The 13,369-nt window shown below is 35.6% G+C and carries 9 protein-coding genes; 1 reads left to right on the top strand and 8 read right to left on the bottom strand.

The features are described from left to right. Positions 1–337: 337 nt before the first annotated feature. Together R2Q59_RS18110 and R2Q59_RS18105 are read right to left on the bottom strand one after the other, a co-directional pair. Positions 338–919 carry a 50S ribosomal protein L25/general stress protein Ctc gene (locus R2Q59_RS18110; RefSeq protein WP_316786750.1) on the bottom strand — a complete coding sequence of 194 codons (582 nt, stop codon included), beginning with the start codon at positions 917–919 and terminating at the stop codon, positions 338–340. Between the two features lie 101 nt (positions 920–1,020). Continuing rightward, a complete protein-coding gene (locus tag R2Q59_RS18105) occupies positions 1,021–1,962 on the bottom strand; it encodes a ribose-phosphate pyrophosphokinase (protein WP_316771445.1) in 942 nt (313 codons plus the stop codon). Between the two features lie 374 nt (positions 1,963–2,336). Between R2Q59_RS18105 and R2Q59_RS18100 the strand changes: the two genes are divergently transcribed. Beyond that, the gene (locus R2Q59_RS18100) at positions 2,337–5,444 is read left to right on the top strand and encodes a DUF2723 domain-containing protein (RefSeq protein ID WP_316771443.1); all 3,108 of its coding nucleotides are present in this window, start codon (positions 2,337–2,339) and stop codon (positions 5,442–5,444) included. Between the two features lie 151 nt (positions 5,445–5,595). On the opposite strand, the gene R2Q59_RS18095 is transcribed toward R2Q59_RS18100, so the two are convergent. From R2Q59_RS18095 to R2Q59_RS18070, 6 genes are all read right to left on the bottom strand, one after another. Beyond that, complete coding sequence (locus R2Q59_RS18095; RefSeq protein ID WP_316771441.1) at positions 5,596–6,561, bottom strand: acetyl-CoA carboxylase carboxyltransferase subunit alpha; 966 nt, start codon at positions 6,559–6,561, stop codon at positions 5,596–5,598. A 489-nt stretch (positions 6,562–7,050) separates the two neighbouring features. Beyond that, positions 7,051–8,631 carry a S10 family serine carboxypeptidase-like protein gene (locus R2Q59_RS18090; protein ID WP_316771439.1) on the bottom strand — a complete coding sequence of 527 codons (1,581 nt, stop codon included), beginning with the start codon at positions 8,629–8,631 and terminating at the stop codon, positions 7,051–7,053. A 123-nt stretch (positions 8,632–8,754) separates the two neighbouring features. Next, the gene (locus R2Q59_RS18085) at positions 8,755–10,077 is read right to left on the bottom strand and encodes an alpha-L-fucosidase (RefSeq protein WP_316771438.1); all 1,323 of its coding nucleotides are present in this window, start codon (positions 10,075–10,077) and stop codon (positions 8,755–8,757) included. A 110-nt stretch (positions 10,078–10,187) separates the two neighbouring features. Beyond that, positions 10,188–11,171, bottom strand: coding sequence for a DUF5007 domain-containing protein (locus R2Q59_RS18080; protein ID WP_316771436.1), 984 nt, complete (start codon positions 11,169–11,171; stop codon positions 10,188–10,190). Positions 11,172–11,186: 15 nt separating this feature from the next. Beyond that, entirely contained in the window at positions 11,187–11,900 is a 714-nt protein-coding gene (locus tag R2Q59_RS18075) for a fasciclin domain-containing protein (RefSeq protein WP_316786749.1), read from the bottom strand. 18 nt (positions 11,901–11,918) lie between these two features. Continuing rightward, entirely contained in the window at positions 11,919–13,367 is a 1,449-nt protein-coding gene (locus tag R2Q59_RS18070; RefSeq protein ID WP_316771432.1) for a RagB/SusD family nutrient uptake outer membrane protein, read from the bottom strand. Positions 13,368–13,369 lie beyond the last annotated feature (2 nt).

The following is a 13,369-nucleotide window of genomic DNA, read 5'->3' as shown; positions in this document are numbered from 1 at the left end:
CCAGATTGCAACCTCGTAAAAGAGCACAGGTTTATGTTTTTAGCCCCTGGTGCAGCGATACCCTGCGGCAAGTTGCGCAGCAAACGCAGCGAAGCCTGCCTGCCGGCAGGCAGGCGTATAGCGAAACAAGGGAACAAATTTTGTTACTTACACAAGCCTTGCGCTTCTAAAGCTTAAAGACTAAAGCAAAGAAAAAAGAATGATTGAAGAATATAGATGGTAATACAACTTCCTCTCCTTTGGCGAGGTTTGGGGTGGGGCTTAAAAAAAGCGGTAAAGAATTTCTTCCTTACCGCTTAATTAGTTTAGCAACTGCTAACTCAAAACTGCCAATTGCTTACTTGCCTTTAGCTGCTTCAGTTTCTGCTTGTTTTAATGCTCTAGACATACCTACAGAAACGATTGTATCTTCTGGTGTGTTAGTTACAACGTAATCACCTTTTCGCAAATCACGAACGCGGAATAAGTTTCCAACTTCCATTTTAGCAATGCTAACCTCCACTACTTGAGGCATATTTTTAGGTAATGATTTTACGCGTAGTTTACGTAATTTCTGAACTAATTTACCACCCATTTTAACACCTGGAGAAGTTCCAGTTAATTTAACAGGAATTTCCATCGTGATTTCTTTCTCGTCAAATAACTGAAGAAAATCTACGTGTAATAAAACATCTGTTAATGGATGAAATTGAGCTTCTTTGATGATAGCTTTAACTTTAGTACCACCTATAGTGATTTCTAAAAAGTTAGCTTCTGGAGTAAAAATAGCAGCATTTAAGTCTGTTATTAATACAGCAAAGTGCAATTGCTCTTTACCACCATACAATACTGCAGGAACTTTACCTTCATAGCGAAGCTCTTTAGCATCGCGTTTCCCTACGTTCTCTCTTGGAGAACCGCTAATAGCGATTGTTTTCATTTTTATTTATTTTATTGTTAATTATTCTTTTCAATCAGATATGAGAAGTTAGATATTAGATTTGAGACCTTAAGCCTTCAACCTTCCAACCCTCAACCTTTTTATACTTTAAACAAGTCGCTGATTGAACCATGCTCATTTACATTGGCAATTGCCTTTGCAAATAATTTGGCCGTGCTCAACACCTTAATTTTAGAACTCTCTTGTTTTAGCGGAATGGTATCAGTTACGATTAATTCCTCTAACATTGAGTTTTCTATGGTTTCATACGCTTTGCCAGATAAAACTGCATGCGTACAAACCGCTCTCACACTATTTGCCCCATTTTCCATGATCAAAGCTGCTGCTTTAGCCAATGTACCAGCGGTATCACAAATATCATCCATCAAAACTACATCTAAACCTTTTACATCTCCAATAATCGACATCGATTCGATTTCATTAGCACGTAAACGGCGTTTATCACAGATTACAACTTCTGCATTAAAAAACTTTGCAAAAGTACGAGCCCTGTAAGACCCACCCATATCTGGTGAAGCGATGGTTAAATTCTTTAAGCCTAAGCTTTTGATATAAGGAACAAAAATTACCGATCCATCTAAGTGATCTACCGGAATATCAAAGAAACCTTGTATCTGTGCCGCATGCAAATCCATTGTCATGATACGATGGATACCTGCTGTTTTTAATAAATTAGCAACCAACTTTGCTCCTATTGCTACACGTGGTTTATCTTTTCTATCCTGACGAGATAAGCCATAATAAGGAACAACTGCCGTAATGTAATGTGCTGACGCTCTTCTTGCAGCATCAACCATTAACAAAAGTTCCATTAAATTATCGCTAGGTTGATAGGTAGACTGTACCAAGAAAACATCACTTCCTCTAATCGACTCATCAAATGAAGGTTGAAACTCGCCATCGCTAAAGCGACTTAAAGTAACGCTTCCTAATGGTTTGCCGTAAGCTTCGGCAATTTTTTTCGCTAAATCTTTTGTACCGCTTCCGGCAAAAATTTTAACTGGGTTAAATTGCAATGGCATGATTTGTGGGTATCAATGCTGGTTAAAAAAAATCGGATTGCGCTTTTAGTCACAATCCGAAAAAAATTTGTTGTCCGACCTGGATTCGAACCAAGACAAACGGTACCAAAAACCGTTGTACTACCCTTATACTATCGGACAATTTTATTTCCCATCCGTTGTTCTGAAATGGAATGCAAATTTACGCTTATTTTTTTATGCTGCAAGTCTGAAGTCAAAAAAAATTAAAATATTTTCAAAACCTTATTACAAGCGCAAATAAAGCGTTAATTTTTGTTAAAAGACGTTAAATTTTTGTACTTATATCAATCTAATTCTTTATTTTCGGCAGCATTTTTATGTGCAAATAGCGTTAATTTTTATCCATTTATAGAATGAAATACTCAAAAATAAACAATCTTGTAGGCTGGTTTTGTTTCTTAATAGCAGCTGTAACCTATATTTCTACTTTAGAACCTTCTGTTAGTTTTTGGGATTGTGGTGAGTTTATTTCCGCAGCATTAAAAATGCAAGTGGTTCACCAACCAGGTGCACCATTATTTTTAATGATTCAGCGTTTCTTTTCGTTATTTGCCATGGGCGATAATACAAAAGTGGCTTACTTCATGAATGTTGGCTCTGCGCTAGCAAGTGCGGCAACAATATTATTCTTATTTTGGACCATTACCGCCTTAGCTAAAAAAATTATTGCCAAAGGAGAAGAAGTAGTAAGCACAACAAATTTAATCACTATAATGGGTGCAGGAGCAGTTGGTGCTTTAGCATATACCTTCTCAGATAGCTTTTGGTTTTCGGCTGTAGAATCTGAAGTTTATGCCTTGTCATCATTGGCAACAGCAGTTGTTTTTTGGGCAGTTTTAAAATGGGAAGCCATTGCAGATGAACCACGTGCCGATAAATGGTTATTATTCATTGCCTATATCATGGGTCTTTCTATTGGTATTCACTTATTAAACTTATTAACTATACCAGCGCTTGCTTTTGTTTACTATTTTAGAAAAACCAAAAAGGCAACCAATGCTGGTGTATTTAAAACATTGGGTATTGGAATTTTAATTTTAGCATTCATTCAATATTTTATTGTTCAATATTTAGTTTCTTTTGGCGCTTATTTCGATTTATTCTTTGTGAATACTTTAGGCTTAGGTTTTGGAACAGGTGTTTTATTCTTCATAATTCTATTGATTACGGGTTTGGTATTAGGGATTAGATATTCTATCAAACACCAAAAGAAAATTTTAAACCTTGCGTTACTTTCTACCACTTTAATCATATTTGGCTACTTCTCTTTTGCCATGATTTTAATTAGAGCTCAAGCCAAGCCTAATTTAAACAACAGTAATCCAGATAATGCATTCTCATTTTTAAGCTATTTAAATCGTGAGCAATATGGTGATAGACCCTTAGTGTATGGCCCAAACTATAATTCAATGGCTAAACTTACGGATGATTTAAGTGGTTACGCATCTATTCCTGATGGAAAAACTTATAGAAAAGGTGAAACACAATATGAAGTTGCAGATATTAAAACTAAACGAATTTATGGTGAGAATGAAAACTTGCCAGATAGCTTAAAAAGATTACAGCATGAGGTACTTTTCCCAAGAATGTATAGTGATGACCAAGGACACATTAACTACTATAAAGATTGGCTAAGCCTTAGCGACCAAGATTTTCCTTCTACGATAGATAACTTTAAATTCTTTGCCAGCTATCAAGTTGGTTTCATGTATATGCGTTATTTTGCATGGAATTTTATAGGCAGGCAAAATGAAGACCAAGGTCAGGGCAGTTATTACGAAGGACAGTGGTTAAGCGGAATTAAGCCAATTGATAAGATTTTCTTAGGCGACCAAACAAATCTCCCACCAACTATTGCAGAAAGCACTTCTTATAACCGTTTCTTCTTTTTACCATTAATTTTAGGGCTTTTAGGAGCAATTTGGCATTTTTCACGCAATCAAAAAGATGCAGGGATTATAGGTTTATTGTTTTTCTGTACAGGTGTTGCCATTGTTTTGTATCTAAACCAAAAACCAATGGAACCAAGGGAGAGGGATTATGCTTATGTTGGTTCATTTTATGCATTTGCCATTTGGATTGGTTTAGGAGTACTGGCTATTAAGGAATGGGTATTTAAAAAGCTACAGCCACAAACCGCAGCAATCGGTGCTGCAGTTATTGCTTTATTAGCTGGCCCTGTTTTAATGGGTAGCCAAGGTTGGGACGACCACAATCGTTCTACTAAAATGTTAGCCCATGATATTGCGGTAAGTTACATGGAATCATGCGCACCTAATGCCATTCTCTTTACTTACGGAGACAATGACACTTACCCGCTTTGGTACATTCAAGAAGTTGAAGGTGTTCGTCCGGATATTAGATTAGTTAACTTGAGTTTATTTGATACAGATTGGTATATCAACGGAATGAGAAGAAAGGTTCACGAATCTGAGCCATTGCCATTCTCAATGAAAGAATCGCAATATGTGGCTGGGGTTAGAGATGTGATGTACGAGCAAGATAACAACATACAAGGCTCGGTTGAATTGAAGCAAATTGTAGAGTTTTTATTATCAGACAATCCTGAATATAAATTAACAATGTCTGATGGTAGCAAATATAATTACCTACCTAGTAAAAATTTAAAGTTAACGGTAAACCCACAAGATGTTATTAAAACAGGCACTTTACCAGCAGCAGACTTGGGCAAAATCACTCCTGCCATAGAATGGAAATTCAACAAGGGCTATGTAACTAAAGGTACATTGGCTATGTTTGATATTCTAGCACATAACAATTGGAAAAGACCTATTTATTTCTGTAGCACTGTTCCTTCTTCACAATTTAACGGTTTAGATAATTACCTATATAACGAAGGTTTAACGCTACGTTTATTACCATTACAACCAGATAGCACTGTTGATAGAAACTCTGGTGAAAGCGCTCCAAACTTAGAGCCGATGTATCAACACGTAATGAATAAGTTTAAATGGGGTAACATTAAAACTGCTTCTTATTTAGATGCTCAATCAACTGATGATGTATCTATCTTCAACAACATGTTTAACACATTAACTACCGGCTTAATTAAAGCTGGCAGAATAGAAGATGCTAAAAAGGTGATGAAAAGATATGAGGAAGTTATGCCAAGCAAGTTTTACGGTATTCGCACCATGATGAGCATGCCGCAAATGGCACAAAACCTATATATTTTAGGTGAAAACCAAAGAGCAAATGATTTACTAAAAAAATCTGCCACATTTATTAAGAAAGAAATAACTTATTTGGCAGATGTTACCGATAGCAAAGAGAAATTAGTAGGCATGAATAATATACAGCTAGGATTGATGTATGGTTTAGAGCCAATGTCAAAAGTGGCAACTCAATACAATCAGCCAAAATTAGCTCAAGAACTACAAAAAGAATATGAAAGTTTAATTAGTAGGTTTAGTATGTATTTCGGTCAGCGACAACCATAGTTAAAACGCTTAATAATAAAAAAGTCCCGATCAAATGATCGGGACTTTTTTTATGTTTAGTGTAATCTTAATTCTAACTTTGGAGTAACATAACGCTGCAACGCATTTCGCATTACGATACCCAATCGAGTTGGGTATGACGCTCAAGGACTTATCCCTCTACAACCACACCCATATCACAGAATTTTTCAATTCTAGTCGATATCAGCTTATCTGTATTTACTTTCTTTAATTCTTTTAAATCTTTTACTATTTGAGCTTTTAAGGTTTCGCCCATTAGCTCTGGATTTTGGTGCGCACCACCTAGCGGTTCTTTCACCACACCATCAATCAGTTTATTGCTAAACATATCATCTGAAGTCAACTTCAAACATTCTGCTGCCTTCTCTTTAAAATCCCAGCTTCTCCATAAAATAGATGAACAAGATTCTGGTGAGATTACCGAATACCATGTATGCTCTAACATGTAAACTTTATCGCCAATACCAATACCTAATGCGCCACCAGATGCCCCCTCTCCTACCACAAAGCATAAAATTGGCACTCTTAAAATAGACATTTCTAATAAGTTACGAGCAATGGCTTCTCCTTGGCCGCGTTCTTCTGCTTCCAAACCTGGGTAAGCACCCATGGTATCTATAAAAGAAATAACCGGTTTATTGAATTTCTCTGCTAAACGCATTAAACGTAAAGCTTTTCTGTAACCCTCTGGGTTTGCCATACCAAAATTGCGATATTGACGCTCCTTAGTATTTTTTCCTTTTTGGTGACCGATAATCATAACGGTTTGACCATCTATTGTTGCAAAACCACCAATAATCGCCTTATCGTCCTTAACCGTTCTATCTCCATGCATTTCGATGAAATCATCGCAAATCATATTGATATAATCTAAAGTCTGGGGTCTTTCAGCATGACGAGACATTTGAACTTTCTGCCATCCTGTTAAGTTATTATATAGGTTTTTGCTAGTATGAGCTACTTTTTCGTCAAGTTCTGCTAAAGTAGCAGACATGTCTACCTTAGTTTTATCAGCAACTTGTTTTACCTTTTCAATTTGCTGCATTAAATCAGCTAAAGGTTTTTCGAAATCGAATGATGTTTTGATCTGTTCCATATGCGGGTTACAAAAATAGGGAATTATTTTTAAATGAGAACAACCTTTAAAGATATGAATATTTAGATATTAGCTTTGAAACTTTAATTACCAAAATAACATTTTACAACTTTAGTTTGTTCACTAAATAAACAGAATAAAATTCTTTTTTTGAAAAGCAATTATCTTTTCTATAGCTTAAGTTCGGTCCTGCTATCTCTGCTGCTGTGAAAAACAGCATTCGTTCTATCAGGTTTATTTTACGCAGGTTTATGGAACTATTTACGGTTTACCTGCACAGTCTCATGTTCAATAGCCCTGATTGAAGTGATATACTTTTTTGTCATACTGAGCGTAGTCGAAGTACAAAAAAAGATATAGCGGAAAGCAGGACTAACTTTAATAGCTATTCAAAACTTCCGCTACAAAAAAAAAGCGATTGGAGCAAATCCAACCGCCTTTGGTCTTTTAGCTTTGGTCCCTGCCTACCGCAGGCAGGTTTCAGCCTTTTTAAAACTTAGCTGGTGTACCAAATTTAGGCACTGCTTTTTCTATGAACTCTCTAATATGGTCGTTACCCATTTTTAAATCTGGTTTGCGCAAATACATCATGTGTCCGCTTTCATAACCTTCCCAACTCATTCTGTCTTTCAACTTACCGCTTGGGTCCATTTGCCACATGTTATATTTCGCGTTGAAATAATCACAAGCTCCATCATAATAACCAGATTGAACCAATACGTGTAAATATGGGTTTTGTGCCATTGCCGATCTTAAATTCTCGCCTGTTTGGTCTCCACTTCTATCCCAAGGATTAACAGGACCGAACATGTTATATTTTAAATCGGTTTTGTAGTTAAGCTCATTGCGGATGTACATGTTAATGGCTGGTGTAAACGAATGTAGCCAAGAAGTTAATTCTGCATTATAATCTGGTCCTTCGCCAGCATCTGCTTTATCAATACCTTTATACCTAGAATCTAATCTGCCAACTGTAAAACCTTTATCGCGTAATAATTCTTTCCAAAATAAATTGGTTGATATATCTAAATTATTCTGCAAAATTACCTTTTCCGATAAACCCGAATACTTCGCCATTTTTGCGGCAATTTTTTGCTTTTCGGCCATGGGTAAAAATCCGCCTTTTGCAATGGCAGGAATAAGTTCGTTAACCGTAAAATTTTCTACTTCTGGCAACATTGCAGTCAACTTTTTACCTTGCAAATCTGCAGGTAACATTTTATGATACCAAGCTGTAGCTGCGAAATAAGGCAAACGTAAGGCTGCTTCTACAACCGCACCTCTTTCTATCCCTAATTCTGTTGGCGACACTAAAATAACCCCATTTAAATACATCCATTGGTTACTTTGCAATTCTAAAGCCAAGCCAGATACACGAGTTGTACCATAACTTTCGCCAATTAAAAACTTTGGTGATGCCCACCTATTGTTGCGAGTTACAAACGTATTGATCCACTCTGCCAAGTATTTGATATCAGCCCTTACACCAAAAAACTTACTTGTAGGCACATCTTTACTTGTTGCACGTGAATAACCTGTATTAACTGGGTCGATGTAAACGATATCTGCAACATCTAAAATTGATGAGCTATTATCTTTATAGCCGTAAGGTTGAATAGGATAACCTTCATCATCTATGTTTAATACTACTGGTCCGGTGTAAGCAATATGCATCCAAACTGAAGCAGAGCCAGGACCACCATTAAATGAAATTACCAACGGTCTTTTGTCTTTATTTTGAACATCAGAACGTTCGTAATAAGTATAAAACAAACCAGCGATTGGTTTTCCATCCTCATCCCAAACTGGCAAAGTACCTGTTGTAGCTTTGTAAGGAACAGCTTTTCCGTTAATGGTTACGGTTTTATTGGTTACAACAGCACTTTCTGGAACTATGGTTCTAGAAGCAATATTGGTGTTAATTTTTGTTTCTTCTTTTGCAGGTGCGGTTGCTGTTGGGGTGCTAGTTGTGGTAGTTGGTCTTTGTCCTTGACCTTGTTGACGTTGTTGAGCATAAGAAATGCTTACAAAACTTAAGGCAATAAGTGTTGAGGTAAAAATTTTCTTCATTTGTTTAGGTTTGTTTGAGCGATAAATATCAAAAAATGAAAGCCATAAATTGCAACGAACACGAAATTGTTACTTCGAATAAGGGCCGCAGATCCGCAGATTGTTTCCGTTAAAAAATCTTTTCTATAACTCTAAAACAATTACGCGATCAGGTTCATTATCAAGTGTTGGCACTGAAATATTGGCAATACCATTATTGATTTTAGATACAACTTGAGTATTATCCTTTAATAAATATGCTTTTTTAATTTTCTTGGCTGGAAAATTAGCAAGACTAACTTGTGCTGTTTTATTGTTTAAAACGTGGATATACATTTTATTGCCTTTTTTGGTAATACTGCCCCATTCTTGTGGCTTTAGGTAACCGGCTTCTGTTCCATAAATGCTTTCGCCATAAGTTTTAAGCCAAGCTCCCATAAATTGCAAACGCTCAATAAATTCTGGTTGTACTTGTCCATTTGGCATTGGCCCGATATTTAGCAGCAAGTTTGTACCCAAAGAAGATGCCTTTACCAAATAATCTATTAATTGTTTATTGGTTTTATAAGTGGTGTCTGTTAGGTTAAAACCCCAAGAACCGTTAATGGTTTCGCAAACTTCTACAGGCAATTTATCTGATGCCTCTTGAAAGCTTAGTCCAGATTTATTTTCTCCTGGCAAGTCCTTTTCAAACATTTGAAAATCTTCGCCAACAAATGGTGATAAGTGGTGATTATTACCGATTAAACATTGAGGTTGCAGTTTATGAATAAGTCCATAAATTTCTTCGTATTTCCAATCTATTCGAGAGGTTCTGTCTTTCTCGCCCTCTGGCGCAGTTTGATCCCAATGGCCATCGAACCAAATACCTGCAACTTCGCCATAATTAGTTAGCAATTCTGTTAATTGGTTTTTCATAAATTGTAAGTAACTGGCATAATCACTTTTACCTTTGCGACCACTTGACTGCCCAGTTTTACCAGTTTCTCTTGGGTAATCGTCTCTTCTCCAATCTACTAATGAATAATATAAAAATAATTTTATGCCTTGTTTATGGCATTCATCAGCCATCATTTTAACGATATCCTTTTTGTAAGGCGTATTCATGATATTAAAATCAGAATACTTAGTATCCCACATACTAAAACCATCATGATGGCGGGTAATTAAAGTGATATACTTCATCCCTGCATTTTTTGCCATACTCACATATTGAGCAGCATCAAAAGCTGTAGGGTTAAAAAAATCCTTCAACCTTGTATAATTATTAACTGTTATTTTACGCTGGTTCATTACCCATTCTCCACTACCTGGAATACTAAATGGACCCCAATGAATAAACAAACCAAAACGAGCATCACTAAACCATTTTCTAGCTTCGAGGTTTGCTACTGTAGGTGTATAAGATTGTGCATTTGCTGATACAACAGAAACAAAAAGTAAGATGGTAAGGAGTATTTTTTTCATTTTTATGAAATTAAGGATGATGGCATTACAAATTACAGTAAACTTAAAACTAATAATAAAAATAACAAAAGGCCTCCCAAATTCTGGAAGGCCTCTCGATGTTCTATTCATTATCTATGAGACATATCTGGGAACTTTAAATCTATGTTATAAATTCCATCTTGAAACGACTGAAAAACAAATCGTGGATTAGAAGACCATTGATCCAAACCTAAAGCAGGATTATCAAACTTTACGAATTGAGTTGGAATACGATAGTAATAATTAAAACCATTGCCAAGTGATACCAAAGGAAAAGGCACAGTCCCGAAAGTAAATTCCATTCTATCATTAAACATAACCGTTTTAATAGCATAATCCTTCATGGTTTGTAATGCACCTGTTGTTAAACCAGCCAATGGGCGTGTTACAATTTCTCCAGCCAGCGGATTAAATGCTACACCATTTTTGTCTAACATTCTAAGAATAACTTTTAGCTCAGTACTAGGTGTACGTACTATAGTTACTGTTGGCACTCCAATATTTTGAGATTGAGCTTCATTACCAACTCTTCTTAACTGATTGTAAGGAGTGCCAGGCAACTCATAAGCAACCGAAGGAGTAACATTAAAGTTCCCAATTTTTGGATATACTTTTTTACCTGCCGGATTTGATATTTCTAAATCGAATGTATAACTCCCAACGGGAATGTTGCTGCTCGTATAATTAGCCTGAACTTGCCCACTTGCATCATTAATATGAATTGGATTTACTAATGAATCCTTTTGTTTTTTTGCAATCAATTCTTCTGAGGTATCTTTTGTTGGGTCGTATATTCCAGTCCAAACCTTTATTTTATAAGTTTTAAAGAACATATCATCAACAATGTTGCCAGTAGCCTTATCATAAAAATGAACAACTTTAACTTTCATTGGCTGAGTAGAACCATCAACATTTAATGCAGTACTATTTAAAGCACGACCTTGAGGGATATTAACAGGATCTTCCTCGTATCTAATGCCATCACTCAAAAACCCATCTGGAAGCTTTTTACAAGCTATAATTAAAACCATTAAACTTAATAGTCCTAATGCATAATATTTATATAATTTCATTTTATTAGGTTTAAATTAATTTCTTTTTTGAGAAAAATAAAGGATGTGTCCAGTTCTATCTGGCTTACCATTTTCTAGTACATGCAACATACCCGTAGTTGTTTCAATGCCCGAAGTTTGTACTCTTGTACGAACGCCATCACTAGCGCTTATTTCTGATGCCACTATTGGAGGTGTAAGTGTCTTTTTCAAAAAGGTATAGTACATAATTTGTGGTTTATTGGCACTGTTAGGGTTGTAACCTAAATTAACATCGTCTGTATACTCAAATGAAACCACACTATTTACACTAGCTTTTGCTGTTTGAAATAAAGTGCCCTTTTCGTTTAAAGCTTTGGCTTCTACTTTACCTGGTATAATATAAACGCTAACTGAATCTGTAAAGTGAGACAAATCATATTTAATCAATGTGTCAATTGTGTATCTTTTTGCTGGATCCTTTCTTTGTGCTTCTAATGTTTTATTTAACAAATACGCCCTTATAGAATAATCAGTAGGCGCAAAAAATGTAGCACCTGTTTGATTTATTTTATCCTTTGTACCTGTCTTATCAACTATTAAAAGTAAGGTATCAAACAATTGATCCTTATTGCTTTTTAAATAATCGTAGGTAGTCATGTTTACTTTTGCATTGTGCAATGTACCACCCACAAAATAATCATCATGCTTACATGAAGCTATAACCGATGCCAATACAACAAAGGCTAATAATATTTTAATTTTTTTCATTTCTTGATTTTTTAGCTGTTAAAAATGACCTTTCCACCATTCGTTTTGGGTTAGCAATGAGTTTTGTTTACCCAAAACCCTCATGTTCAAAGGCCAATAATATCCTTTTTGGGCAATTCTTTGTGGAGAATAAGAATCAGGATATAAACGCTGCAGTTGCTCCATTCTAATTAAATCAAAGGCATTGTATCCTTCGCCAATCAATTCTCTTCTACGTTCGTCTACCAGCTCATTAAATAAATTTGTGCCAGAACCAGCGTAATCAATTAAACCTGCACGTTGCCTAACGAAATTTAAGTCGGTTAAACACCCTGGTTCATTTCCATTTTTAAATCTAGCTTCTGCTCTCAATAAATAAATATCTGCTAAACGTTCTAACACCAAATTGTTGCTAACAACATAAGCTGTTTTATTATTAGGGTCGTAATAATTTACATTGGTGTATTTAGTAAGCAATAAAGAGCCATCACTTGCCAATTGAATTACTTTGTCCTTACGATCTTCCGGATCAACGAAAATCTCATCAAAGGTATCGCCACCAAACCAAGTACTACTTACACTTTTATCGGTAATAAAAGGAGCAGCTAAGAATACATTAAAGAAACTACCACTAGATTCGTTTTTGCTAATGGCATCATAAAGCATATTTAATTCAAAAATACTTTCCTGACTGTTTCCAGCCCAAATATCATTGTAATCGGCAACGTCCTCTAGATGGTATTTATTTGAATTAATTATACTATCACAATAAAGTTGAGTTTTAACATAATCATGTTTCCAAGCATATATGTTTGCTGTTAAGCCTAACACGCTACCTTTACTTGCATGTGTTTTAGGTTCTTCATATCCTAAAAGTGATGTTGCTTTGCTTAAATCAGTTAAACAAAACGCCAATGTTTTAGCTTCGTCGCTACGTGGCAAAGGCGGTATGTTTAGCGGGTCTTTAAAAGATTCTGTTGTTAAAATTACATCGCCCCATACACGTTGAATATAAAAATAAGTATAAGCTCTTATGTAACGGGCTTCTCCCTCAAGCTTATCTTTTTCTGCTTTACCACCACTAAATTTAGCATCTGGGATGTTTTTTACATTTTCTATAATTAGATGGCATTGGTTAATTACCTTGTAAAACCTGCTCCAATCTTGCAAGCTTCCTTCCAAATATGGAACATAATTAAAGTTAAATTTACCACTACTGATAATGCTTGTGTAATTCCAATAATCGCCACCCAAGGCAAAATTATTTGCAGCTAAATCACCAGCTATAAAAAAGCTTCTATCTGCTTTTAACGCCTCTCTTAATAAAGAATATGCCCCTGAAACAGCCTTGTTAACATTAGCTCCATTAACCCAAAAAACTTGGTCATATGTAGCATTTTCTGGTTCTAAATTGATTGCTTTCTTACATCCAAAAGAAGATAGGAGTGTAAAAACTAAAGCAATATGTATATATAAATTCCTTTTCATGA

The organism is Pedobacter frigiditerrae, assembly GCF_032678705.1.
Taxonomy (GTDB): Bacteria; Bacteroidota; Bacteroidia; order Sphingobacteriales; family Sphingobacteriaceae; genus Pedobacter; species Pedobacter frigiditerrae_A.
This window is presented reverse-complemented; position numbering and strand designations above follow the sequence as displayed.

Bases quoted from the DNA above. Each gene is read 5' to 3' on its own strand.
- R2Q59_RS18110 (WP_316786750.1), bottom strand. From the start codon at position 919: ATGAAAACAATCGCTATTAGCGGTTCTCCAAGAGAGAACGTAGGGAAA.
- R2Q59_RS18105 (WP_316771445.1), bottom strand. From the start codon at position 1,962: ATGCCATTGCAATTTAACCCAGTTAAAATTTTTGCCGGAAGCGGTACA.
- R2Q59_RS18100 (WP_316771443.1), top strand. From the start codon at position 2,337: ATGAAATACTCAAAAATAAACAATCTTGTAGGCTGGTTTTGTTTCTTA.
- R2Q59_RS18095 (WP_316771441.1), bottom strand. From the start codon at position 6,561: ATGGAACAGATCAAAACATCATTCGATTTCGAAAAACCTTTAGCTGAT.
- R2Q59_RS18090 (WP_316771439.1), bottom strand. From the start codon at position 8,631: ATGAAGAAAATTTTTACCTCAACACTTATTGCCTTAAGTTTTGTAAGC.
- R2Q59_RS18085 (WP_316771438.1), bottom strand. From the start codon at position 10,077: ATGAAAAAAATACTCCTTACCATCTTACTTTTTGTTTCTGTTGTATCA.
- R2Q59_RS18080 (WP_316771436.1), bottom strand. From the start codon at position 11,171: ATGAAATTATATAAATATTATGCATTAGGACTATTAAGTTTAATGGTT.
- R2Q59_RS18075 (WP_316786749.1), bottom strand. From the start codon at position 11,900: ATGAAAAAAATTAAAATATTATTAGCCTTTGTTGTATTGGCATCGGTT.
- R2Q59_RS18070 (WP_316771432.1), bottom strand. From the start codon at position 13,367: ATGAAAAGGAATTTATATATACATATTGCTTTAGTTTTTACACTCCTA.